A 22,870-nucleotide genomic window follows, 5' to 3' on the forward strand; every position below is an offset into this window, starting at 1 on the left:
CCGCGAGAGATAGCCGGAACTGACCCAGCCGCCGTGCCACGGTTTCCACCGACATAGTTGAGGAATTTCCCAAGCGCCGTTTATCGGCCCGGCAACATAGGCTAACAATTTACTTTCTTTCGACAATTCGTTGCGGCCAAGGGGCGGGATCATGGGCAAAGGCAGGGTCGAGGCGTTCACCGACGGCGTGGTGGCCATCATCATCACCATCATGGTGCTGGAACTGAAAGTGCCGCATGGCGAGGATGTTTCCGCCTTGCTGCCATTGTGGCCGATCTTCTTCTGCTACGTGCTGTCGTTCATCAACGTCGGCATCTACTGGAACAATCTGCACAACATGTTCCATACCGTGCAGCGCGTCGATGGCCGCGTGCTGTGGGCCAATCTCAACCTGCTGTTCTGGCTGTCGCTGATGCCGGCAACGACCGCCTTCATGGGCGAGAACCACTTTGCGCCGGTGCCGGTCGCCGTCTATGGCGCCGATCTCGCACTCTGCGCCATTGCCTATACGATCCTGGCCGCCGCGCTGCACCGCCTGCACGGCAACGACACCGCCTTTGCCAAGGCGCTGGGCCACGATCGCAAGGGAAAGATCTCGCTCGCCGTCTATATCGCGGCCGTCGTGCTGACCTTCGTCAGTCAGTGGATCGGCGTAGCGCTCTATGTGCTGGTCGCCTTGGTCTGGCTGGTGCCGGATACGCGTTTCGCGCGGATGATCGAAAAGTAGACCTTCCTGGAATTGCTCTTTGTTTGACGCAATTCCGGACGGAAAACCGCGTCACACTTTTCCTGGAATTGCTCTATCTGCGCATCGCTTTCAGCTTTTCCGCCACCGAAGCGGCCAGGTCTGCATAGCGCTCCTCCAGCCGCTCCGCCGCCTTGATGATCGAGAAATCATGGCCGAACTTTTCCAACGCCATGCGCAGTTTCTCGACGAACTCGGCCTGTTTCTCCAGCGCGGAAAACAGCGTCTTCACCTGCGCTTCGCTGATATCGGGATTGGCCAGCATCTGCGGCACCTCGCGTCCCATCTGGTCGCCGGTGGCGGTCTGTTCCTTCAGAATTGCAATCCAATCCGTCAATCGAAAAATCTCCGTTGATCCCGGCAAAAGTCTCCTTTGCCTCGACAAAAGTCTCCTTTTGCCCTGGCAAAAGTCTCCTTTTGCCGAGGGCAGCATGCGCAGCCTCGACCGGCATGGTCAACCCGAACACACGCTGACGGAGGCTTGCGCAAGCCCGTTGCGGCGCTAAGTTCGGCGCCATCGAAAGAAGGAACCCATCACCGATGATCCCCGACGCTGAAATCCAGACCGCCCTGCCCGCGCTTGCGCCGGGCAACACCGCCGTCATCACCGGCGCCGCCAGCGGCATTGGTCTGGCAGCGGCAAAGCGGCTTGCGCTGATGGGCATGAAGATCGTGCTTGCCGACATTGGTGGCGCGCGTCTTGACGATGCCTCCCGGGCGGTCTCCGCCATTGCCGGCGACGACGCCGTGCTGGCCGTTGCCGCCGACGTCTCGAAGGCCGATGAGGTCGATCGTCTCGCCGACCGGGCATTCGGCGCCTTTGGCGATGTTTCGCTGCTGATGAACAACGCCGGCGTCGGCGACAATCCCGGCAAGCCCTGGGAGAACCGTGAGGACTGGAAGCGGCTCCTCGACATCAATTTCTGGGGCGTCGTACACGGCGTCGGGGCCTTCGCACCGCGCATGCTGGCGTCTACCAGGCCGGGGCTGATCGTCAACACCGGCTCCAAGCAAGGCATCACGACGCCGCCCGGCAACCTTGCCTACAACGTCTCCAAGGCCGGCGTGAAGACCTTCACCGAAGGCCTGGCGCACGCCTTGCGCAACGAGCCTGGCGCACGCCTGTCGGCGCATCTGCTGATCCCCGGTTTCACCTACACCGGCCTTACCGAAGGCGCGACTGAAAAGCCGGCCGGGGCCTGGACCGGCGAACAAGTCATCGATTTCATGCTGGAATCGCTGGTCAGGGGCGACTTCTACATCCTGTGCCCGGACAATGACGTGGCGCGCCCGCTGGATGAAAAGCGCATGGCCTGGGCGGTCGGCGACATCATCGAAAACCGCCCGGCCCTGTCGCGTTGGCACCCCGACCACAAGGATGCTTTCGCGGCCTTCATAAAAGGCTGACCGTCAAGCGGCCTGCTTCTTCGCCCCGCGCTTTTGCGCCGTGGCCTTCTTCGCAGCCGTGGCGGCGATCTTCTGGTCATGCCGCCGTGCCGCCCGTTCGCATTTGGAGCGAATTTCCTCGACCTCGGACTCCGTCAGATGCTCGATGCCGATGAAATGATTGTGGGCACGGCTCACCCGGATCAGTTCGTCGAGCTTGGCCTGGATTGCCGCGCCGTCACGGTTCTGGGTGTTCTGGATCAGAAACACCATCAGGAAGGTGATGATGGTCGTGCCTGTGTTGATCACCAATTGCCAGGTGTCCGAGAAACCGAAATAGGGCCCGCTTACCGCCCAGACGACGATGATCGCGCAGCAGATGGCAAATGTCGGCGGCAGGCCGGCTACATGGGCGACCCAATTGGCGATCTTGGTGAAAAGCTTTTCCATCTGTCGGGATCCCTCGATTGCTGCCGCGATGAGAAACATCCGGCGGCCGTTTCGGGTTCCCGCCGGTGACAAATACGTCAGGCACAATTGAATGCACGCAAAGCATGCATGCGATAGAAAACACACCTTATCGGATTGGATGTCACAGTAACGGTGCAGGCAAAAGTGCCTGTTCCTCCGCTTCACGGCGGTTATACCTCCAGCCCCTTCCGCCGCGCCACCCCCGCATGGCGGAAGGGGTTTCAGTCCGGAGAGCGCGGAAAATGGCAGCTTGCTTCGCAGCGCCGCCCCAGTCTGCGGATTTCCTCGCTCAACGGAGCACGAAACTTCGATACAACGGCAGGATGCCGGCCTAAAAGGCCTGGTTTTCCCAGCGATCGAGGAACGCCTCGATCGGCATCGCCTGGATATCGGGAACCGCCCGGGCGAGTTTCTCGACCGGCCAGTCCCACCAGGCAAGAGCCTCGATTCGCGCCGCGACGGCAGCGGAAAAGCGTGGCCTGAGCGGCTTCGCCGGCATGCCGGCAACGATGGTGTAGGACGGCACATCATGGGTCACCACCGCATTGGCGCCGACGACGGCGCCGTTGCCGACGGTGATGCCGGGCATGATCACCGCGCCGTGGCCGATCCATACATCATGGCCGATGGTCACCGCTTTCGACTGCCGCCGATCGCGGAAGGCGGCGTCGACGCCCAGCCAGCGGAAATACTCGTTCGGCCGATAGCTGACTTTGTGCTGGGTCAGTCGCTCGATCGGATGCTCCAGCGCGTTGATGCGGCTGTTGGCGGCGATCGAGCAGAATTTGCCGATGGTGGTGTAGATAGCCTCCGAATGGCGCTCGAAATAGGAGAAGTCGCCGACATTGACTTCCCGCAGCACCACCCGTTCGCCGATCGCGGCATAGCGGCCGAGCTTGCACGCCTTCAATTCCGCGGTCGGATGGATGCGCGGCTCGGAGTCCTTCAGCACGAGATCTTGGGAACGGTCCATGAGGGCGGCTTTACGTCAGAGCAACCACGCCCGCAAGCCGCGAACAATTGTCCGTCAGGCCAATCGCGCGAATCTATTTTGGCTTGCCTTTGCTCCACACCACGTTCTGGCCGTAGAGCGGCACTGTCGTGACCGACATCTTGGCCGAGCCATTCTGCACCTGACGCGAATGCGAGAGATAGATCAACGTATCGTTGGCCTTGTCATAGATGCGGTTCACCACCTGCTTCTTCCAGATCAGGCTGATGCCTTGCTTGAAAACCTCCTCGCCGCCCTCGCCCATGTCGATGTCGCCGATGGTGATCGGTCCGGTCTGGCGGCAGGAGATCGAGGAATCGGAGGGATCCTCGAACCAGTTGCCCTTGTGCAGGCGGTCGATGATGCTGCGGTCGAAATAGGAGACGTGGCAGGTCACGCCCTCTACTTTCGGATCCTTGATCGCCTCGACGATGATGTCGTTGCCGACCCAGTCGACACCAACCTTGCCGACTTCCTCGGCGACGGCAGCGCCAGTGCCAAGCACGACGCACGCGGCCAACGCGCCGAACAGTTTTCGCCCAATCCGTCCGCGCCCAATCAGTTCGAGCAAATGGAGCCTCCTGCGGTTCGAGTTGCCGGTCTCAGGTGGGGCGAGGGCCAATGCATTGCAAGGTGCGATCAAAACGCCGGGCGCTGCCACGGCCGGTTGCGTCAACGCGGCATCTTTGCGTGTACCCGGTCGAACCGCTAAGACTGTCGGCCGAACAAGGGAGCGTGGCTTCGGCCAGCACCCGATGAAGTTACAGACGGACTATTCTGATGATGCGTTCTATCCTGGTCGGCATTCTCGTCCTCATGGCGGCCGGCATCGGCTGGCTGACTTTCGACTGGTATCGCGGCCACTATGGCGGCGAACCCTTCGGCGCCCCCTTCACCCTGGTCGACCAGAAGGGCGCGCCGATCACCGAGGCCGCCTTCCGGGGCCAGCCCAGCGTCGTCTTCTTCGGCTTCACCCATTGTCCGGAAGTCTGCCCGACCACGCTGTTCGAACTCGCCGGCTGGCTGAAGACGCTCGGCGACGACGGCAAGAACCTGCATGCCTATTTCGTCTCCGTCGATCCCGAGCGCGACACGCCGGCGGTGATGAATGCCTATGTCAGCAATTTCTCCGACCGCATCATCGGCATCTCCGGCGATCCGGACAAGGTCCACGCCATGGCCAAGTCGTTCGGCATCTACTGGAAGAAGGTCGATACCGGCGACGGCGACTACACGATGGACCACACCGCCTCGGTACTGCTGCTCAACGGCAAGGGCGATTTCGCCGGCACGATCGCCTACGGCGAAAGTGCAAGCACCGCTGTTGAAAAACTGAAGCGCCTCGCGGCTAAGGGCTAGAGCTTGATCCCGAAAAGTGGAAGCCGGTTTTTCGGACAACATCACGCTCAAAGAGAAACTTAACCTGATGACCCAGACACGGCTCCATTTCACCACCGGCAAGGTCGAGGCCGAGCGCATTTTCGCGGCCCTTGAGATGGCCTTCGAGGATGAAGGCCTGCCGATCGCGGTGCTGAAGGTCGACGAAGACAAGGACATCCACGAAGTCTCGCTCTATGCCGACGGTGACGTCGACGCGATCGAGGCGCGGATGAAGGACATTCTCGCCGGCCTCACTCTGTCGAAGGCCGTCGAGCGCGAGGCGCTGCCCGACATCGACTGGGTGGCGCGTTCACTGGAAGGGTTGAAGCCGGTGCGCGCCGGGCGTTTCTTCGTCCATGGCGCGCATGACCGCAGGAAACGCCATAGCGGCGAACTCGCCATCGAGATCGAGGCCGGCCTCGCCTTCGGCACCGGCCACCACGGCACCACCTCGGGCTGCCTCGAAATGCTGGAATGGGTGGTGCGGCGCGAACACCCGCGCAATGCGCTCGATCTCGGCACCGGCAGCGCCGTGCTGGCGATAGCCGTCGCCAAGCTGGCGCATATCCCGGTGCTCGCCACCGACATCGATCCGGTGGCGGTGAAGGTCGCCGCCGCCAATGCGCGGCTCAACCACGTCAAGGCCCTCATCGAAACGGTGACCGCGCCGGGCTTTCACCATCCGATCTTCGGCAGGCGCGCGCCCTTCGATCTCATCATCGCCAACATATTGGCGCGGCCGCTGATGCGGCTGGCGCCGGAAATGGCCGGGCACATCGCGCTTGGCGGCTCGATCGTGCTGTCAGGCATTCTCGAGCGCCAGCGCGACGCGGTCATCTCGGCCTATGTCGGCCAGAATTTTCGCCACGTGCGCACGCTGCACCGCGAAGGCTGGGTGACCATCCACCTCAAGCACTGAGGCACGCTCTTCGCGCGGCCGCTGGACCAAGCCCACTCGGTTGTCAGCCGGTTGTCAGCCAAGCGAGGCTGTAGCAGTTTGCGCCGCGGGAAATCGATTCCGATTTCCCAAGCCATAAGCTACGCTCGCACGTGCAAGGAGGCCCATCATGTTCCAGACCTTCGATTCCGCGGGCGACCCGGCAGTCGGCAAGCCGCGCGTGGCGCTCCTGCGCCAATGGCTGAGCGGCAATGGCCTCGACGGCTTCATCGTTCCGCGCGCCGACGAGCATCAGGGCGAATATGTCGCCGATCGCTCGGCGCGGCTGAAATGGCTGACCGGCTTCAGCGGCTCGGCCGGAGTCGCCATCGTCCTGCGCGACCGCGCCTTCATCTTTGTCGACGGGCGCTACACGCTGCAGGTGCGCAGCGAGGTCGATCTCGACATCTTCTCCGTCGAAAGCCTGGTCGACAACCCGCCCCCGGTCTGGCTCAAGGACAATATCGGCAAAGGCGCGCGGCTGGGCTTCGATCCCTGGCTGCACACGGTCGGTGAGGTCAAGGCGCTGCAGGCAGCCGCCGACAAGATCGGCGCCGTGCTGGTGCCGCTGACCAAGAACCCGATCGACATCATCTGGAAGGATCAGCCAGCGGCGCCCGTGGCTCCGGTCGAGCTGCACCCGATCGGCTTTGCCGGCGAACTTGCCAAGGACAAGCTGGCGCGGCTGGCGGCGGCGATCGGCAAGGACGGCGCCACCCATGCGGTGCTGACCGACCCCTCCTCGATCGCCTGGGCCTTCAACATCCGCGGCGGTGACGTGCCGCACACGCCGCTGGCGCTTGGCTTCGCCATCCTCGGCGCCGACGGATCGCACCAGCTGTTCATGGACAAGCGCAAGTTCTCGCGCCAGGTCGCCGCATATCTGACCCAGCTCGCCGAATTGCATGAGCCCGGCGAATTCGAAGCCGCCATCGTGGCGCTTGCCAAGGGCGGCGCCAAGATCGCGCTCGATCCGGTGCTGGCGGCCGACAGGCTGCGCATGCTGGTCGAGGACAATGGCGGCACGGTGATTGCAGCGCCGGATCCGGCCCGCATCCCGCGCGCCACCAAGAACCAGGCCGAGATCAACGGTTCGCGCGCCGCGCATCGCCGTGACGGCGCGGCGGTAGCGAAACTTTTGTGCTGGCTGGAGCGCCAGAAACCCGGCTCCCTCGACGAGATCGCGGTCGTCACCCGGCTGGAGGAAACGCGCCGGCAGACCGGCGAGGAAACCCAGATGCCGCTGCGCGACGTCTCCTTCGACACCATTTCCGGCGCCGGGCCGAACGGCGCCATCATGCATTACCGCGTGTCGCGTGCCACCAACCGCAAGCTCAAGGCAGGCGAGCTGTTCCTGCTCGATTCCGGTGCGCAATATCAGGACGGCACCACCGACATCACCCGCACCGTGCCCATCGGCCAGCCGACCGAGGAAATGCGCGAACGCTTCACGCTGGTGCTGAAGGGCATGATCGGCATTTCCACGCTGCGCTTCCCCGCCGGCACGCGCGGCTCGGAGATCGACGCCGTCGCCCGTATGGCGCTGTGGAAGCACGGCTGCGACTTCGCCCACGGCACGGGACATGGCGTCGGCTCGTATCTCGCCGTACACGAAGGCCCGCAGCGCATCGCCCGCACCGGGACGGAGAAGCTGCTCGAAGGCATGATGCTGTCCAACGAACCCGGCTACTACAAGGAAGGCTCCTACGGCATCCGCATCGAGAACCTGATCCTGGTGACGCCGGCGGCAGAAATCGAGGGTGGCGACATCGCCATGCACGGCTTCGAGACGCTGACGCTCGCGCCGATCGACATCAGGCTGGTGCGATCGGATCTGCTGACACGCGACGAGTTGCACTGGCTTGACGCCTACCATGCCCGCGTGCTGGCCGAAATCGGCCCGATGCTCGATGGCGAAACGCTGGCCTGGCTGGAAAAGGCCACAGCCCCGCTGCCGCACGATTTCAAGCAGTAGCCGCGACGGCAACCGTGCTTGGCATTGGGGAGCTTTGCTCTACAAGCAGATCCCGCAGAGCCTGGATATTGGGAGAGCTGGCGCCCTTGCGCCAAAACAACACTGTCAGGGCACTGTCCTCGTCCGAACGCAGTTCATGCACGTGCAGCTTGCAACTTTCAGGGAAACCCTTGAGCACGCTTTTGGGCAACAGCGCTATGCCCATGCCGGCCGCCACGCAACCGAGCATCGCATGATATGAACCGAGCTCAATGATTTGCTCGGCCATGAACCCTCGGCGCGCATACCATTCTTCCAGCCGCTTGCGATGTGGACAGCCATGCTCGAAGGCCAGCATGGTTTTGGGCATATCGCTGCGGTCTTCAACCGAAACGCGCGATGCCGCCGAGACAATGACCAACTCCTCGCGAAATGCAGCCTGCTTCTCGATCGGAGCGGCCGCGAGCGGCTCGGCCGCGAGTGCAGCGTCGAGTTCGCCGGCGAGCATGGCGGTCGCGAGAACCTGCGGGTTGCCGGTGCGCAGTTGGATCTCTACGTTGGGATAGCGTGCGTGGTATTCGGCGAGCAGGCTGGGAAGCCGAGCTGCGGCGGTGCTTTCCATAGCGCCAAGTCGCAGCGTGCCGCGTGGGTGAGGATCGAGGACCGCCGTTCGCGCTTCCTCGGCAAGCGCCAGCAGCCGGTCCGCATAGACAACCAATCTTTGGCCGGCGGGCGACACCTGCAGCCGCTTGCCTTCGCGGATGAACAGCCGCACGCCCAAGTCCTCTTCAAGCTGCCGGATGCGTGTGGTCACGTTGGACTGCACGCGAAACAGCTTTTCCGCCGCCCTGGTGATGCCGCCCTCGCGCACAACCATGCGAAAGATGCGCAGGTCGGTCAAATCCATACATCTCTCCCAGAGAATAAAACGATCTTAATAATTCATTTTATCTGATGATAAACGGCGCGTAAATCGCCTGTTTATTGACGCCGATCCAGCGATCGACCGCGGAGATGGAAAAATGTCACCGGAACCTCTCGGCCGCCGACCGAACGATCTTGGCGCATTGACGCCCGAGCGTCGCGACATCCTTTACACCGACATCGTGCGTCGCGCCCATCAGGAGAGATCGGAGGCAATTCGGCTGAGTGCGGTGTGGATCGCTTCGATACTCAAGAGGCGCCTGACCGGAATTATTGTCTCGACCACCACGTTCGTCGGCGCTGCGGTAGCGCGTGTGCTCGGGGCCAACTAAGACAAAAAGTCAGCCGACAAACTGCCGCGCCACGATCAACGCCGCCGCGCCGGCCAGAAACATTGCCATCAGCCCGCCGCGCAGCGAAACCACCGCAGTAACGACCAATGCCGCCCATTCCGCGGGTCCGGCGTTCAACAGTTCGGGTGCTACCAGCGTCGTCAGCACCGCCGCGGGCACGGCATTGAGGCCGGCCTCGACGCGAGGATGGATGTTGTCGAAGCGGGAGATGACCAGATGCCCGCCAATGCGGGTGAGATAGGTGGCGATCGCGCCGGCGATGATGATCCAGAACGTCGTGCTCATGGCCGCTCTCCCACACCGCTATGGTGCGGCGGCAGGATGACGGCGAGCAGCACGCCGGCAATGGCGCCGATCGAGACGTGCCAAGGCGAGCCGACAGTCTTGTAGGCGATGATCGAGGCGGCGGCGCTGGCGATCACCACCGGCAGCCACAGCGGCCGCTTGCGGAAGCCCATCACCAGGCCGAGAAAATAGATCGGCAGCAGGAAATCGATGCCCAGCGCATGGGTGTCGGGGATGAGCTTGCCGAACATCGCGCCGAGCCCGCTTTCGATCACCCAAAACACGTAGACGGGCAGGCCCAGCCCCAGGTACCAGGCGAAACCGACCGTCTGTCCGGATTGCGCCCTCGCCTCGGCCACGGCGAATTGCGGGTCGGTGAGGATGAAATAGCCAAGCGCCTGTTGGACGATCGGCCAGTGCGCGATGCGCCGGCCGATGCCGGCGGAATAGAGCACGTGACGGAAATTGACGGCAAAGATCGACAGCACGATCAGCCACGGTGCGACGTGCTGGCCGAACAGCTGGATGCCGACCATTTGGCTGGCGCCGCCATAAACCAGCGCGCTCATCAGGAACGCTTCGAGGACCGAAAAGCCCTGGTCTACGGCAAGCGCCCCAAACAGCACCGCGAACGGCGCTGAAGCGACCACGACAGGGATCGAGAGCCGCACGCCCTGCCAGAAATCGCTTCGATCGCCGCCCTGCGAAATCACGTCCGTCGCCATAAACCACTCCTGATGCATGTCGCCCAAAAGTGCGTAGCGGTTTTGGGATTACGACATGCACAACAACTAATGCATGTCGCCCAAAAGTGACCCGGTTTTGGGGGAACGACATGCACAAAAACAAAGACCTAAAGCGCGTCGCATGAATCCGCTTCAGCGCGACGCGCTTTAGGAGTGGCGGTATGTAGGTGGCATGCCCAGCCTTGTCACACGAATTCGCTTGAGCCAAACGATCAGCGGAAATGATCGTGGCGGCGTTCGAGTAACGCTTAATCCCTCTCGGTTTTGCCCTCGATCGCCCTGCCCCAATCGAGCAGCGGCTTGGCGCGCAACGTGAAATCGACGAGCTCCTCGACCAGTTCCGGTCCGTGAATGCCGGCCGGATCGATCACGTGGCGAACGACGAAATGCCGGTTGCGAATGGCCGCGGCAAGGTCCTTGTCGATGACGTGTTCGAAGCCGCGCGGCGTGCGTTTCATGGCGCCTTCGGTATCGAGTTCGAGGCCATTCTTGTTCAACGCCTTCACCATGGCGCGAAACCTCTCTGGCCATGTCTCGATGGAGCGGCGTATCGCCAGCAGCAGTGCCGCCTCCGGCTGCCACCAGGCGATGCCGGCGAAGCAACCCTCCAACCCGATATGCACGTAGAACACACCTTGTTCCATCTTGGTGCCGTCCGGCGACAGGATGGCCGACAGGTGGCGGTTGTAGGGTCGCTTGTCCTTGGCGAAGCGCACGTCGCGATTGATGCGAAACAGCGACTTCTTGCGGTCGCCGCGCAAACCCAGCCCCGCCTCCGCAAAACGCGACGTCAGCGTGTCGACGAGATCGCCCAGTGGATCGCGCAATTCCGTTTCGAACAGGTCGCGGTTCTCCAAAAACCATTCCCGGCTCTGGTGGAAATCCAGCGCCTTCAGGAACGGAATAGCCTTTTGGCCGAACCCCTTGAAGGTGCTTTCCATCAGGACTTGCCGACCCGCTGCAGCCAGGTGTCCTCGTCGATGACCTCGACGCCGAGTTCGCTGGCAAGCTTGAGTTTCGAGCCCGCACCAGGCCCCGCCACCAGCAGGTCGGTCTTCGCCGAAACCGAGCCGGCGACCTTGGCGCCGAGCCGTTCGGCCATCGCCTTGGCTTCGGAGCGGGTCATCTTCTCCAGCGTGCCGGTGAACACGATCGTCTTGCCGGCGACTTCGCTGTCGGCCGAGACGGTGACGATGTACGGCTTCGGCTTGACCTGCTCGAGCAGCTTCTCGAGCACGTCATCGTTGCGCTGATTGCCGAAGAAATCGCGCAGCGCGTCGATCACCGTGTCGCCAATTCCGTTGATCGACGGGAACACGGTGTGCGGATCTTCCGCCGCGGCCGTCTCCTTGCCGACGCGGATCAGTTCCTCGATGGTCGAGAAGGTGCGGGCGAGCAAAGCGGCCGTCGTCTCGCCGATATGGCGGATGCCCAAGGCGAAGATGAAGCGGTCGAGTTCCGGTTCGCGGCGCGAATCGATAGCTGCGAAGAGCTTGTCCAGGCCTTCATAGTTGCGGTCCTCGACGCTACGCACATTCTTGCGCGTCTTGCCCGATGCCGCCTCGCGCTGCCTGGCCTGCTCCTCGCGCCGCTCGGCCAGCGCCTTGGTGACGGCGGGCCGGCGATCCCTGAGCGTGAAGATATCGGCGGCCGTCTTGATCAACCCGGCATTGAAGAAGGTATCGATGTTTTCCGCGCCAAGGCCTTCGATGTCCAAGGCGCCGCGCGAGACGAAATGGCGCAATCGTTCCACGGCTTGCGCGGCACAGATCAGTTCGCCCGTGCAGCGTCGCCGCGAATCCTCCTTGCCGGTCTTTTCGTTGATTTCGCGCGTCGCCGGCGAACCGCAAACCGGGCAGGTGTGCGGGAACTCGTAAGGGGTAGCGTCGGCCGGACGCTTGTCGATGACGACGCTGACGATCTGCGGAATGACGTCCCCTGCGCGCTGGATCACCACCGTGTCGCCGATGCGCACGTCGATGCCGTCGCGGATCGGCTGGCCGTTGCTGTCGAAACCCTTGATGTAATCCTCATTGTGCAGCGTGACGTTCTCGACCACCACGCCGCCAACCGTCACCGGTGCCAGACGCGCCACCGGCGCCAGCGTGCCGGTGCGGCCGACCTGGATGTCGATCTTCTGCACGGTCGTCATTGCCTGTTCGGCGGGGAATTTGTGCGCGATAGCCCAGCGCGGTTCGCCGGTGACGAACCCCCACCGGCGCTGCAGTTCCAACTGGTCGACCTTGTAGACGACGCCGTCTATGTCGTAGCCCAGCGAGGAGCGCTGCTCTTCGATCCGGTGATAGTGCGCTACCAGTTCCTCGACCGACTTCGCCCGCACCATCAACGGGCTGATCTTGAACCCCCAATCGGCGAACTTCTGCACGGCACCGTACTGGGTCGGCGCCGGATCTTCCGTCGTATAGCCCCAGGCATAGGCGAAGAATTTGAGGTTACGGCTGGCGGTGACGGAGGCGTCCTTCTGGCGCAGCGAGCCGGCAGCCGTGTTGCGCGGATTGACGTAGTCCTGGCCACCGGCCGCCGCCGAGCGTGCTTTCAGCGCTTCGAACTCGGCATAGGTCATGTAGACCTCGCCGCGTATCTCGATGATTTCCGGCCAGCCCGAGCCTTTCAGCTTCGCGGGAATGTCGGCGATGGTCCTCAGATTGGCGGTGATGTCCTCACCTACGGTACCGTTGCCACGCGTGGCGCCTTGCACGAATACGCCTTTCTCGTAGCGCAGCGATGCCGACAGCCCGTCGATCTTCGGTTCGGCGGTGAAGGCGATGTCGAGGTCCTTGTCGCGGTCGAAGAACCGCCGGCCGCGCTCGATGAAATCGGTGACGTCCTCGTCTGTATAGGCCTTGGCTAGGCTGAGCATCGGCACCGCGTGGCGCACCTTGGCGAAGCCTTCCGCCGGCGGTGCCCCTACCCTGAGCGACGGCGAATCCTCGCGTACAAGGCCGGGAAAGCGCTCCTCGATGGCCAAGTTGCGACGTCGCAGCGCATCATATTCGGCGTCCGTGATCGTTGGCGCATCTTCCGTGTGATAACGCCGGTCATGCTCGGCGATCACCTCGGCCAGCCGCTGGAGCTCGGCTTCGGCCTCGCTTTCGCTGAGCGAATCGACAGGTTTTTCGGCCATGTTTTTTGTCCCCGAACGATGCCGCGTCACAATAGAACATGATCCCGAAAAGTGGGAACCGGTTTTCGGAAAAGATCATTCCTGACCAGCAGGATGGAGCCATATCCTGACTCGATCCATCACGCCGGATATTCCTATGCCGCGTTTGTGTTTTCGCGCAACAACCGCTCGGCGGCGGCGCGTGCCTCATCGGTGATCGTGGCGCCGGCCAGCATGCGGGCGATCTCTTCCTGCCGCGCCGTCCTGTCCATCTCGGCAATGCCGGTCGCGACGCGATCGGTGCCTCCCGATTTGGAGATCAGGAAATGCGTCGCCGCGCGCGCCGCCACCTGCGGCGCATGGGTGACCGAGAGCACCTGCACGCGCTTCGACAGCCGCGCCAGCCTTTGGCCGATGGCGTCCGCCACGGCGCCGCCCACGCCGGTGTCGATTTCGTCGAAAACCAGCGTCGGCGCCGAGCCACGGTCAGCCAGCGCCACCTTCAGCGCCAGCAGGAAGCGCGACAGCTCGCCACCGGACGCCACCTTCATCATCGGGCCGGGCCGCGTGCCGGGGTTGGTGCGCACCCAGAACTCGATCTGGTCGACGCCCTCTTCCATGCGGGTCTCGGCCTCGCTCTTCATCTCGACAATGAAGGCGGCGCGTTCGAGCTTCAGCGCCGGCAGTTCGGCCATGACGGCCTTGGTCAGGCCGATCGCCGCCGCGTGGCGCAGCGAGGAAAGCTGTGCGGCGGCGATGTCATAGGCCTCGCATGCGGCAGCGGCCTGCTTTTCCAGCCCGTGCAGGCGTTCCTCGCCGGCATCGAGATCGGCAAGATCGGCAACCATCGTGTCGCGCAACTGCGCCAGGTCATCGACGGCGACGCTGTGCTTGCGTGACGCGGCACGCAGCGAAAACAGCCGCTCCTCCGCCTTTTCCAGCCGTTGCGGGTCATATTCGGTGGCCCGCAATGCGGCCTCGACGCCAGACTGCGCCGCATCGAGCGACAGCATCGCCTCGTCCAGCGACTTGACGACGTCCTCGAGCAGGCCGGGCGCCTCCGTCGCCTTGCGTTGCAGGCGCCTCAGCAGGCTGGCCAGTTGCGGCAAGGGCGAGGACGGGCCGGACAGTACGTCCTGCGCGTCATTAATTTCGGACGCGATCTTCTCGGCGCGCATCATGTGGGCGCGCAGTTCGGCAAGTTCCGTTTCCTCGCCGGGCTGTGGATCGAGCCTGGTCAGCTCAGTGACCGCCGCGCGCAGATAGTCGGCCTCGCGCGCCGCCGCCGCCACCTTGGCGCGGTGGCGCGTAAGTTCCTGCTCGCAAGCGCGCCAGTGCCGCCATGCCTCGCCGGTCGAACGAACGGCGCCGAGATGGCCACCGAAAGCATCGAGCACGTCGCGATGGGCACCGGGATCGACCAGGGCCCGTTCATCGTGCTGGCCGTGGATCTCGACCAGCGCGTGGCCGACATCGCGCATCAAGGTCACGCTGGATGGCTGGTCGTTGACGAACACCCGGGTGCGGCCGTCCGCCGTCTGCACGCGGCGCAGGATGATGTCCCCATCATCCTCGATGGCGTTTTCGGCAAGCAGCGCGCGCACCGGATGGTTGCGCGGCACATCGAACACGGCGATGACCTGGCCTTGCGCCGCGCCATGGCGCACCAGCGAGGCATCGCCGCGCGCGCCGAGCGCCAGCGACAAAGCATCGAGCAGGATGGATTTGCCGGCACCGGTTTCGCCGGTCAGCACGGACAGACCGGGCTGGAAGTCGATATCCAGCTTCTCGATCAGGACGATATCGCGGATCGATAGTCTGGCAAGCATCAGAACCCGGACCTCAAGCAATTCCAGGAAAAGTGCGTAGCGGTTTTCCCACGGGAATTGCGTAGAAACAAAAAGTTAGGACGGCTCAGCGCTTCAATCAAACCACCGAACCGCTGTGAAGCGGCACGCGACCCGGTTGGAGTCGCAGCGCCGCACTATCTTTTTGTTTCAGCGTCGGATCAATCCAAAAACGCGCGCTTCGGTCCGAAGCCTGGCGGTCAGGCGCCGGTGATCAGTTTTCCGGCCTTGGATATCCACGATCCGGCATTCTCGCGCGGCGCAAGCCCGTTGCTCTGCAGCAGCTTGTAGGAATCCTTGTACCACGGGCTGTCGGGATAGTTGGTGCCGAGCACCGCGGCGGCCGTCTGGGCCTCCGAGGTCAACCCCATCGCGTAATAGCTCTCGGTGAGGCGGGCGAGTGCTTCCTCGACATGGCGCGTGTTGGAATAGTTCTCCACCACGGTGCGGAAGCGTTTGACGGCGGCGATGTATTCGCGGCGCTCCAGATAATAGCGGCCGATCTGCATTTCCTTGCCGGCGAGCTGGTCGTTGGCGAAGCGGATCTTCTCCTTGGCGTCGTCGACATATTCCGAAGTCGGCCAGCGCGTGACCAGATCCTGCATCGTCTGCAAGGTCTGGCGTGCTTCCTTCTGATCCTGCGTCACGTCCTTGATCTGGCGGTAGTAGCTGAGACCAATGATGTACTGCGCATAGGGCGCGTCCTCGGTGGACGGATAAAGCGCCAGATAGCGCTTGGCCGACGAGATCGCTTCGTCGTAGCTGCCTTTGCGATAGTCGGCGAAGGCGCCCATCACCATCGATTTGCGGGCCCATTCCGAATAGGGATGCTGGCGGTCGACAGCGTCGAACTTCTTGCTCGCCTCGTCCAGGCGGCCGGCATTCAGATTGGCGAGACCCTGGTTGTAGAGAACATCGGCCGGCTCCGTCTGGTCGACATAGGTCGACAGGTCGATGTCTTTCTCGGACGACATGCAGGCCGACAGAAAGAGCGATGGAACAACCACCGAAAGCGCCAGGAAAACAGACCGCTGCGGCGCTTTCGATTGACCGACTCGCTTGAAAAACATGATTGGATTGCGCCCTTTCGGCGTTATTTTAATGCCTCTTGCATGCTGTTGTCCCAAAACTGGTCCCCACTTTTGAGCGACATGCACTAATCGACGGCAGCAGCCATAGACCATAACCGCCTTGCCCGGCAACGCTATGTCCAGCCAATCGCGCATTTTTGTGGCGGCCGGACCGAGTCGGAGTATAGCTGCGATTTCGCCGGCGGATGGTGCATTCATGCAACACTCACCGTCCCGAAAACGTCGAGGAATTCAGATCATCCAGGGTGCGTAGAGCGGCGCATTGACGGCGCTCATCTCGGCGGCGCGGCCGCGCTCGCGGCGCGTCGTCTCGACGATTTCGAAAGCCGTGCGGTCCGACAGCAGCCGCCGCAGCGCCGCGGCGTTCAACCTGTGGCCGCCGCGATAGGAGCGGAAACAGCCGATGAAACGGGCGCCGGCCAGCGCCAAGTCGCCCATGGCGTCGAGCGCCTTGTGGCGCACGAATTCGTTGGGGAAGCGCAAGCCTCCCATGTTGATGACGCGGTTGTCGTCACCGATCACCAGCGAATTCTCAAGCGAGGATCCCAGCGCATAGCCGGCGGCCCACAGCCGCTCGACATCCTTCATGAAGCCGAAGGTGCGAGCCCGCGCGATGTCGCGGCGAAAAATGTCCGCATTGATGTCGGAAGCGAAGAGTTGGCGTCCGATCGCCGGGCTTTCGAAGTCGATCTCGACCTCGAAACGGGTGCCGTCATAGGGCCTGAACTCGGCCCAGGAAGCACCGTTTTCGATGCGGACCGGCTTGACGACCCTGATGTAGCGCCGCTTGACCGGCAAGGTCTCGATGCCCGCCTGGTCGATGGCTTCCACGAAAGCCATGGCGCTGCCGTCGAGGATGGGAACCTCGTGACCGTCGATCTCGATGAGGACATTGTCGATGCCGAGACCTAACAAAGCGGCCATGATGTGCTCGACGGTGGCGATATGCTCGCCTGCCGGATCGCCAAGCATGGTGCACAGGTCGGTGGCGCCGATCTCGGAAAACAGGGCGCGGAACTCACGGCCCTGCCCCTCCTCGCTGACAAGCTGGAACACGATGCCGGTATCGGCATCCGCGGGCACGAAACTGACGGAAACTTCTTTGCCGCTGTGAACGCCGGTGCCCGTAAGCGACGCGCGCGCCTTCACTGTCGTCTGGTAGTCGTGCAAGACAATCCCCATAAGCCCGTAATGCCTAGGTCCGCTTCTCCAGCCCGAGGGCGCGGCTCTTGTTGAATCGGCTAGCAGGGCGACTTCCCCCGAAATCCCGGCAGACCGACTGTGGTAGGCAGCGAAGATAGTGTCCCGGCAGGGAGACTCCAAATCACGGTTTCTTACTCTTTGTAACCGCGAATAGGAATTCAAACGGCGCCATAAGCCGTTGTTTTTGCGGTATTTTAAACGTTAACAGGCAAGCAATTTCTTGCTTGCCTGTTAACAATTGTTACAGTCCGTCAACCGCTCAGTTGGCCTGGCGGCGCAGGAACGCCGGAATCTCCAGCTGATCGTCGTCCTGAGTCGCCCGCGTCTGCGGCGTCAAGCGGCCCTGGTCGTCCAGCTGGCCGCGGCGCGGCGCGTAGAGCTGGGCGTCCTGGCTGGCGAGACGGCGCACTTCGGGGGCGGCCTGGCGCAGCTTGGGCTCGCGCGGTTGCGCCGGCTGCAGCCGTGCGGGCTCCTCCTCGCGGCGGGTCAGGCCGTTGGTCAGGCGCTTCAACAGGCCCATCGGCCCGCTGTTGTTCTCATGGTCGGCCGGGCGGCTCTTGGCGTCCACCTCGGCCTTCACGACCGGCGGAAAGTCCTCGACGCGCGGCATGCGCTGCGGCGCCATCGCCACCGGCTGTTGCACCTCACGCAGCATTTCGCGCGGCTGCGGGGCCGGCTGCATCGTCTGCTGGACCACCGGCTGTGCCATTGGCTGCGGCTGTGCCGGCGGCGCCTGGAAGATCTTGCTCTGCGGGCGGAAATCCTCCGCATGGGCGACAGGAGCCGGACGAGCCTGCGCCATCGCCGCGGCGTTTGCCTCGGCAAGCTGGATGGCTTCGGCGACCGGATCCGCGGCGCGCGGCTCGTAGGCGGTCTGCTGGACCGGCGCCGGGCGGCTTTCCACCGCTGCCACCGCCGGACGGGCGGCCGGCTTCTGCGGCGCGGTGCGGATCGCGATCGGCGCGGCGGCGATTTCAGCCGCCGACTTGTCGATGCCGGTGGCGACCACCGAGACGCGGATGACGCCTTCGAGTTCTTCGTCGAAGGTGGCGCCCAGGATGATGTTGGCGTCCTGGTCGACTTCCTCGCGGATACGGGTCGCCGCTTCGTCGACCTCGAACAGGGTGAGATCGCGACCGCCGGTGATCGAGATCAGCAGGCCCTTGGCGCCCCTCATCGACGTCTCGTCGAGCAGCGGGTTGGCGATCGCTGCCTCGGCGGCGGCCATTGCACGGCCCTCGCCCGAAGCTTCGCCGGTGCCCATCATGGCTTTGCCCATTTCGCGCATCACCGAACGCACGTCGGCGAAGTCGAGGTTGATCAGGCCTTCCTTGACCATCAGGTCGGTGATGCAGGCAACGCCGGAATAGAGCACCTGGTCGGCCATGGCGAAGGCGTCGGCGAAGGTGGTCTTGTCATTGGCCAGCCGGAACAGGTTCTGGTTGGGGATGACGATCAGGGTGTCGACGCATTTCTGCAGCTCCTCGATGCCGAGGTCGGCCGTCTTCATGCGGCGCTGGCCTTCGAAATGGAACGGCTTGGTGACGACGCCGACGGTGAGGATGCCCCTTTCGCGGGCGGCCCGCGCCACGACCGGAGCAGCACCGGTACCCGTGCCGCCGCCCATGCCCGCGGTGACGAAGCACATATGGGTGTTGGACAGGTGATCGATGATCTCGTCGATGCACTCTTCGGCCGCCGCACGGCCGACTTCAGGCTGCGAGCCGGCGCCGAGACCCTCGGTGACATGCGCGCCAAGCTGGATCAGCCGATCGGCCTTCGACATGGTCAGCGCCTGGGCGTCGGTGTTGGCGACTACGAACTCGACACCGCGCAGACCGGCGGTGATCATGTTGTTGACGGCATTGCCGCCGCCGCCGCCGACGCCGAACACGGTGATGCGGGGCTTAAGCTCGGTGATGTCCGGCTTCTGCAGATTGATGGTCATTGTCTCCGTCCTTTGCCTTTCACGCCGCTTCGCCGCCGCGGCCGCCTATGGGGCTGTCCCCGTCAATTAGAAACTGTCTCTCAACCACTGACTCATGCGATGCAGTTTTCCGCCCGTCCCGGTCATCCTGAGACCGGAAATTCCTTTCGCCGGATGGCTCTCGAAGCTCGCCATCTGCGGATAGATCAAAAGCCCGACGGCGGCCGAAAAGGCTGGCCCCTTTGCCGCCTCGGGCAGGCCCGCCACGCCGAGCGGGCGGCCGATGCGCACATTGCGCCCCAGGATGCGGCGCGCCGCTTCCGGCAGGCCGGCAAGCTGGCTGGCACCGCCGGTCAAGACGACGCGCTTGCCCACCGCATTGCCGTAGCCGGATTTGTTCAGCCGGTCGCGCAGCAGTTCGAGCGTTTCGTCGATGCGGGCGCGCACGATGCGCGTCATCACCGAACGCGGTATCTGCAGCGGCACGTCGCCATCGTCCCCGATCGGCTGGATCGAGACCAGGTCGCGGTCGTGGGGGGGGGGGGGGGGGGGGGGGGGGGGGGGGCGAGACCAGGGCGCGGGCGGCGGCGCGGCCCGGCAGCGCCGAGCCATGCATCACCTTCAGCCGTTCGGCGGCATCGAGCGAGGTCGAGAGCCCCTTGGCCATGTCGAGCGTGACATGGTTGCCGCCGATGGCGATGGCGTCGCCATGGACGAACTTGCCTTCCGAAAACACCGAGATCGTCGTCGTGCCGCCGCCCATGTCGATGCAGGCAGCGCCAAGCTCCAGCTCGTCGTCGACAAGTGCCGCCAGCCCGCTGGCATAGGGGGTCGCCACCATGCGCTCGACCGACAAATGCGAGCGGTTGATGGAGAGTTCCAGATTGCGCATCGGGGCGGCGTCACCGGTCAGCACATGCATGTCGACGCCAAGCGCGTCGCCGATCATGCCGCGCGGGTCGCGCACGCCGCGCTCGGCGTCCAGCGAGAAGCCGACGGGCAGCGAATGGATCACCTCGCGCTCGGCCTTGAGCGCCTGTTTGGCGCCGGCGCCGAGCACGCGCTTGATGTCGGCTTCGTCGGCCTCGTGGCCGCCAAGATTGATGGTCGCGGCGAAAGCTTCGCTCTTCAGCCGGCCGGCGGTCATGTTGACGATAAGCGAATCGACCGTCAGCCCCGCCATGCGCTCGGCAGCGTCGACGGACAGCCGGATGGCATGCTCGGCCCGGTCGAGATCGACGACCACGCCAGACTTCACGCCTTGCGATTTCTGATGGCCGATACCGATCACCTGGATCCGGTGCGAGCGGCCGCGCAGCAGCTTGCCGTCATCGCACGGCTTCAGCTTCGCCACCATGCAGCAGACCTTGTTCGAGCCGACATCCAGCACCGTCAGGGTGCCGGAACGGCGCGACGAAGCATCGCCATGACCGCCAAGCCAGCTCATATCTTCGTCTCCGGCTTGCGCTTGAGGGTTTTCGGTTTCTCGCTGAGTGCGGCCTCGCGCTGCGTCACCGCCTCGGGCGTCAGCTGCACGACCAGCCGATCGGTGAGGCGCATGTCGACAGCGGCGATGTCGCGCGACAACAGCCCCTTGTCATGGTCCATCTTGACGAGCTCGGCGAGCGCCTGGTCCTCGTCATCCTCGGGCAGCTTGACGGTAATGCCGTTGTCCAGCTTCAGGTCCCAGCGCCGCTCACCGACACGGATGTAGCCTTTCACGCGGGAAGCAAGATCCGGAAACTTTTCGATCTTGGCCAGGAAGTCCGGCGCCTTGGCCGGCGCACCGGTCCCGATCAGCAACGGCAGCAGCACCTGCTTGCCGCCCGAGAACGGCGCGATGACGGCGCCATCCTTCTCGATGACCGAAAGAGCATCGCCCTGCTGCCAGAGCGCGAACGCCTCGCGCTCCCCAACGCGCACTTCCAATGTGTGGGGATAGACCTTGCGCACCGCTGCGACCTCGATCCACGGCAGGCCCGAGATGCGCTCGCGCGCGGCCTCCGCGTCGAAGCCGATCAGCGACGTCCAGCCATCCAGTTCGAGCCGGTCGAGAATATCGATCTCCGAGGTCTGTCGGTTGCCGACCACCTTGACCTGATCGACGGCAAAACCGGTACGGGCGGTGATGCTCTGGATGATGCCGTCGGCATGGCCGCCAAGATAGGCGCCATAGGCGCCGCTCGAAGCGAGCAGCACGGCGGACATCATCGCGGCTGAGAAACGCGGCGCCTGGAACTCGCCGTCACCCAGGCGCGCCAGGATGCGCACCGGGCGGCGAAGCATGCGCGGCAGGACGAAATGGTCGAACGAAAGCGACAGGCCAAGCAGCGACGGCCCAGCCGCGCCCTTCCCCTTGCTCTGTCCCCATTTCAACGCAGACACGAAGCGTCCTCCACCATCCAACTCAACAGATCGCCAAACGAGTGCCCGGCATGGGCGGCGATTTCAGGCACCAAGGACGTCGGTGTCATGCCCGGTTGGGTATTGACCTCGAGCCATACAACCTCGCCATTTTCGGAGTGACGATCGTCATAACGGAAGTCCGACCGGGAAACGCCCCGACAGCCGATCACTTGGTGAGCCTTGAGCGCCAGTGTTTGTATTTTTTGGTAAATATTCGGTGAAACTTTTGCGGGGCATTCGTGCTTTGATCCGCCAGCGACATATTTTGAATCATAGTCGTAGAAGGAATGGCCGGTCGGGATGATCTCGCAGACCCCGAGCGCGACATCGCCCATCACCGCGCAGGTCAGTTCCCGGCCGTGGATGTAGCGCTCGACCATGACCGTATCGCCATATTTCCACTCGGACGAACCGATGACCTGCGGCGGATGCGACTGGCCCTCGCTCACGATGACGACACCGAAGCTCGAGCCCTCGCTGACCGGCTTGACCACATAGGGCGGCTTCATCGGATGCTTGTCCTGGATGGCGAAGCGGCTGGTGACCTTCGATTCGGCGACAGGCATGCCGATCGATTTGGCAACCCGCTTGGCCTGCTCCTTGTTCATGGCCAACGCCGAGGCGAGCACGCCCGAATGGGTGTAGGGAATGGCGAGATATTCGAGGATGCCCTGGATGGTGCCATCCTCGCCGAACGGACCATGCAGCGCATTGAAGGCGACATCGGGCTTGAGTTCGGCGAGCACCGAGCCGACATCGCGCCCGACATCCACGCGCGTGACCTGGTAGCCTTCTTTCTCGAGTTCATCGGCGCAAGCCTTTCCCGAAGACAGGGACACGGGCCGCTCGGACGAGAAACCTCCCAGCAGTACGGCCACATGCTTGCTCTTCATTCCCCGTCATCCCCTCTCATGGCGGACCAAAACCAGGATTTCCGCAACATTGAGTCCGAGTCTCCCGGCAGGTTGCCCCCCCAGACGGAAAACGCGGGTAACGCGTCGAACGACTCAAATCAGGAAACGCTTTCGAGCAGAGAATCAGAGAGTTGATTCACTGGCAAGTGCTTATGATTCCGAGAGATTCACTTTCTGAGAAAATCG

At 63.4% G+C, this 22,870-nt stretch carries 21 protein-coding genes and 1 pseudogene; 6 read left to right on the forward strand and 16 right to left on the reverse strand.

What is annotated here, in order from left to right; translation table 11 throughout:
* Positions 1–151 precede the first annotated feature (151 nt).
* Positions 152–727: a TMEM175 family protein gene (locus LB577_RS06890; protein ID WP_224686112.1), complete on the forward strand. Its 576-nt coding sequence runs from the start codon at positions 152–154 to the stop codon at positions 725–727.
* 73 nt (positions 728–800) lie between these two features.
* On the opposite strand, the gene LB577_RS06895 is transcribed toward LB577_RS06890, so the two are convergent.
* Complete coding sequence (locus LB577_RS06895; RefSeq protein ID WP_023778057.1) at positions 801–1,082, reverse strand: hypothetical protein; 282 nt, start codon at positions 1,080–1,082, stop codon at positions 801–803.
* A 203-nt stretch (positions 1,083–1,285) separates the two neighbouring features.
* Here LB577_RS06895 and LB577_RS06900 point away from each other — a divergent pair, with 203 nt between their 5' ends.
* Positions 1,286–2,152 carry an SDR family NAD(P)-dependent oxidoreductase gene (locus LB577_RS06900; RefSeq protein WP_224686113.1) on the forward strand — a complete coding sequence of 289 codons (867 nt, stop codon included), beginning with the start codon at positions 1,286–1,288 and terminating at the stop codon, positions 2,150–2,152.
* A gap of 3 nt (positions 2,153–2,155) precedes the next feature.
* On the opposite strand, the gene LB577_RS06905 is transcribed toward LB577_RS06900, so the two are convergent.
* The 3 genes from LB577_RS06905 to LB577_RS06915 all read right to left on the reverse strand — a co-directional run bounded on the left by LB577_RS06905 (position 2,156) and on the right by LB577_RS06915 (position 4,164).
* Positions 2,156–2,581, reverse strand: coding sequence for a low affinity iron permease family protein (locus LB577_RS06905; RefSeq protein WP_224686114.1), 426 nt, complete (start codon positions 2,579–2,581; stop codon positions 2,156–2,158).
* 352 nt (positions 2,582–2,933) lie between these two features.
* Entirely contained in the window at positions 2,934–3,575 is a 642-nt protein-coding gene (locus LB577_RS06910; protein WP_224686115.1) for a DapH/DapD/GlmU-related protein, read from the reverse strand.
* A 73-nt stretch (positions 3,576–3,648) separates the two neighbouring features.
* Positions 3,649–4,164 carry a CreA family protein gene (locus LB577_RS06915; RefSeq protein ID WP_224686116.1) on the reverse strand — a complete coding sequence of 172 codons (516 nt, stop codon included), beginning with the start codon at positions 4,162–4,164 and terminating at the stop codon, positions 3,649–3,651.
* 209 nt (positions 4,165–4,373) lie between these two features.
* On the opposite strand from LB577_RS06915, the gene LB577_RS06920 reads away from it, so the two are divergent.
* The 3 genes from LB577_RS06920 to LB577_RS06930 all read left to right on the forward strand — a co-directional run bounded on the left by LB577_RS06920 (position 4,374) and on the right by LB577_RS06930 (position 7,885).
* Positions 4,374–4,952 carry an SCO family protein gene (locus LB577_RS06920; protein WP_013894687.1) on the forward strand — a complete coding sequence of 193 codons (579 nt, stop codon included), beginning with the start codon at positions 4,374–4,376 and terminating at the stop codon, positions 4,950–4,952.
* Between the two features lie 67 nt (positions 4,953–5,019).
* The gene (locus LB577_RS06925) at positions 5,020–5,892 is read left to right on the forward strand and encodes a 50S ribosomal protein L11 methyltransferase (protein ID WP_224686117.1); all 873 of its coding nucleotides are present in this window, start codon (positions 5,020–5,022) and stop codon (positions 5,890–5,892) included.
* 148 nt (positions 5,893–6,040) lie between these two features.
* On the forward strand, positions 6,041–7,885 hold the full coding sequence (locus LB577_RS06930; protein ID WP_224686118.1) for an aminopeptidase P family protein: 1,845 nt from the start codon (positions 6,041–6,043) through the stop codon (positions 7,883–7,885).
* Here the strand turns inward: LB577_RS06930 and LB577_RS06935 are convergent.
* Entirely contained in the window at positions 7,875–8,771 is an 897-nt protein-coding gene (locus tag LB577_RS06935; protein ID WP_224686119.1) for a LysR family transcriptional regulator, read from the reverse strand. The genes LB577_RS06930 and LB577_RS06935 overlap by 11 nt on opposite strands.
* Before the next feature lie 115 nt (positions 8,772–8,886).
* On the opposite strand from LB577_RS06935, the gene LB577_RS06940 reads away from it, so the two are divergent.
* On the forward strand, positions 8,887–9,120 hold the full coding sequence (locus LB577_RS06940) for a hypothetical protein (protein ID WP_224686120.1): 234 nt from the start codon (positions 8,887–8,889) through the stop codon (positions 9,118–9,120).
* 9 nt (positions 9,121–9,129) lie between these two features.
* Here the strand turns inward: LB577_RS06940 and LB577_RS06945 are convergent, their stop codons facing one another.
* From LB577_RS06945 to LB577_RS06995, 11 genes and pseudogenes are all read right to left on the reverse strand, one after another.
* Positions 9,130–9,426: an AzlD family protein gene (locus tag LB577_RS06945; RefSeq protein WP_224686121.1), complete on the reverse strand. Its 297-nt coding sequence runs from the start codon at positions 9,424–9,426 to the stop codon at positions 9,130–9,132.
* Positions 9,423–10,151, reverse strand: coding sequence for an AzlC family ABC transporter permease (locus LB577_RS06950; protein ID WP_224686122.1), 729 nt, complete (start codon positions 10,149–10,151; stop codon positions 9,423–9,425). The genes LB577_RS06945 and LB577_RS06950 overlap by 4 nt, the downstream gene beginning before the upstream one ends.
* 269 nt (positions 10,152–10,420) lie before the next feature.
* Positions 10,421–11,113, reverse strand: a complete 693-nt coding sequence (locus LB577_RS06955; RefSeq protein WP_224686123.1) for a DUF2461 domain-containing protein — start codon at positions 11,111–11,113, stop codon at positions 10,421–10,423.
* Complete coding sequence (gene ligA, locus LB577_RS06960; protein WP_224686124.1) at positions 11,113–13,317, reverse strand: NAD-dependent DNA ligase LigA; 2,205 nt, start codon at positions 13,315–13,317, stop codon at positions 11,113–11,115. Before ligA ends, LB577_RS06955 begins: the two co-directional genes overlap by 1 nt.
* Before the next feature lie 134 nt (positions 13,318–13,451).
* Positions 13,452–15,125 carry a DNA repair protein RecN gene (gene recN, locus LB577_RS06965; RefSeq protein WP_224686125.1) on the reverse strand — a complete coding sequence of 558 codons (1,674 nt, stop codon included), beginning with the start codon at positions 15,123–15,125 and terminating at the stop codon, positions 13,452–13,454.
* Between the two features lie 218 nt (positions 15,126–15,343).
* On the reverse strand, positions 15,344–16,213 hold the full coding sequence (locus LB577_RS06970; RefSeq protein WP_224686126.1) for an outer membrane protein assembly factor BamD: 870 nt from the start codon (positions 16,211–16,213) through the stop codon (positions 15,344–15,346).
* Between the two features lie 252 nt (positions 16,214–16,465).
* On the reverse strand, positions 16,466–17,416 hold the full coding sequence (gene lpxC, locus LB577_RS06975; RefSeq protein ID WP_224686127.1) for a UDP-3-O-acyl-N-acetylglucosamine deacetylase: 951 nt from the start codon (positions 17,414–17,416) through the stop codon (positions 16,466–16,468).
* A gap of 280 nt (positions 17,417–17,696) precedes the next feature.
* On the reverse strand, positions 17,697–19,385 hold the full coding sequence (ftsZ, locus tag LB577_RS06980; protein WP_224686128.1) for a cell division protein FtsZ: 1,689 nt from the start codon (positions 19,383–19,385) through the stop codon (positions 17,697–17,699).
* Between the two features lie 66 nt (positions 19,386–19,451).
* Positions 19,452–20,811, reverse strand: a pseudogene (gene ftsA / locus LB577_RS06985) (cell division protein FtsA).
* Positions 20,808–21,749 (reverse strand): cell division protein FtsQ/DivIB, encoded by a 942-nt coding sequence (locus tag LB577_RS06990; protein ID WP_224686129.1) that lies wholly within the window; start codon positions 21,747–21,749, stop codon positions 20,808–20,810. Before LB577_RS06990 ends, ftsA begins: the two are co-directional and overlap by 4 nt.
* Positions 21,737–22,663: a D-alanine--D-alanine ligase gene (locus LB577_RS06995; RefSeq protein ID WP_023765124.1), complete on the reverse strand. Its 927-nt coding sequence runs from the start codon at positions 22,661–22,663 to the stop codon at positions 21,737–21,739. Before LB577_RS06995 ends, LB577_RS06990 begins: the two co-directional genes overlap by 13 nt.
* Between the last annotated feature and the right edge of the window lie 207 nt (positions 22,664–22,870).

Origin of the sequence: Mesorhizobium sp. B283B1A (genome assembly GCF_020165735.1) — a bacterium.
In the GTDB taxonomy this organism is placed as follows: domain Bacteria; phylum Pseudomonadota; class Alphaproteobacteria; order Rhizobiales; family Rhizobiaceae; genus Mesorhizobium; species Mesorhizobium opportunistum.

What these genes read in the sequence shown, in the direction of transcription:
- LB577_RS06890 (WP_224686112.1), top strand. Translation starts at nt 152, where the DNA reads ATGGGCAAAGGCAGGGTCGAGGCGTTCACCGACGGCGTGGTGGCCATC.
- LB577_RS06900 (WP_224686113.1), top strand. Translation starts at nt 1,286, where the DNA reads ATGATCCCCGACGCTGAAATCCAGACCGCCCTGCCCGCGCTTGCGCCG.
- LB577_RS06905 (WP_224686114.1), bottom strand. Translation starts at nt 2,581, where the DNA reads ATGGAAAAGCTTTTCACCAAGATCGCCAATTGGGTCGCCCATGTAGCC.
- LB577_RS06910 (WP_224686115.1), bottom strand. Translation starts at nt 3,575, where the DNA reads ATGGACCGTTCCCAAGATCTCGTGCTGAAGGACTCCGAGCCGCGCATC.
- LB577_RS06920 (WP_013894687.1), top strand. Translation starts at nt 4,374, where the DNA reads ATGATGCGTTCTATCCTGGTCGGCATTCTCGTCCTCATGGCGGCCGGC.
- LB577_RS06925 (WP_224686117.1), top strand. Translation starts at nt 5,020, where the DNA reads ATGACCCAGACACGGCTCCATTTCACCACCGGCAAGGTCGAGGCCGAG.
- LB577_RS06930 (WP_224686118.1), top strand. Translation starts at nt 6,041, where the DNA reads ATGTTCCAGACCTTCGATTCCGCGGGCGACCCGGCAGTCGGCAAGCCG.
- LB577_RS06935 (WP_224686119.1), bottom strand. Translation starts at nt 8,771, where the DNA reads ATGGATTTGACCGACCTGCGCATCTTTCGCATGGTTGTGCGCGAGGGC.
- LB577_RS06940 (WP_224686120.1), top strand. Translation starts at nt 8,887, where the DNA reads ATGTCACCGGAACCTCTCGGCCGCCGACCGAACGATCTTGGCGCATTG.
- LB577_RS06945 (WP_224686121.1), bottom strand. Translation starts at nt 9,426, where the DNA reads ATGAGCACGACGTTCTGGATCATCATCGCCGGCGCGATCGCCACCTAT.
- LB577_RS06950 (WP_224686122.1), bottom strand. Translation starts at nt 10,151, where the DNA reads ATGGCGACGGACGTGATTTCGCAGGGCGGCGATCGAAGCGATTTCTGG.
- LB577_RS06955 (WP_224686123.1), bottom strand. Translation starts at nt 11,113, where the DNA reads ATGGAAAGCACCTTCAAGGGGTTCGGCCAAAAGGCTATTCCGTTCCTG.
- ligA (WP_224686124.1), bottom strand. Translation starts at nt 13,317, where the DNA reads ATGGCCGAAAAACCTGTCGATTCGCTCAGCGAAAGCGAGGCCGAAGCC.
- recN (WP_224686125.1), bottom strand. Translation starts at nt 15,125, where the DNA reads ATGCTTGCCAGACTATCGATCCGCGATATCGTCCTGATCGAGAAGCTG.
- LB577_RS06970 (WP_224686126.1), bottom strand. Translation starts at nt 16,213, where the DNA reads ATGTTTTTCAAGCGAGTCGGTCAATCGAAAGCGCCGCAGCGGTCTGTT.
- lpxC (WP_224686127.1), bottom strand. Translation starts at nt 17,416, where the DNA reads ATGGGGATTGTCTTGCACGACTACCAGACGACAGTGAAGGCGCGCGCG.
- ftsZ (WP_224686128.1), bottom strand. Translation starts at nt 19,385, where the DNA reads ATGACCATCAATCTGCAGAAGCCGGACATCACCGAGCTTAAGCCCCGC.
- LB577_RS06995 (WP_023765124.1), bottom strand. Translation starts at nt 22,663, where the DNA reads ATGAAGAGCAAGCATGTGGCCGTACTGCTGGGAGGTTTCTCGTCCGAG.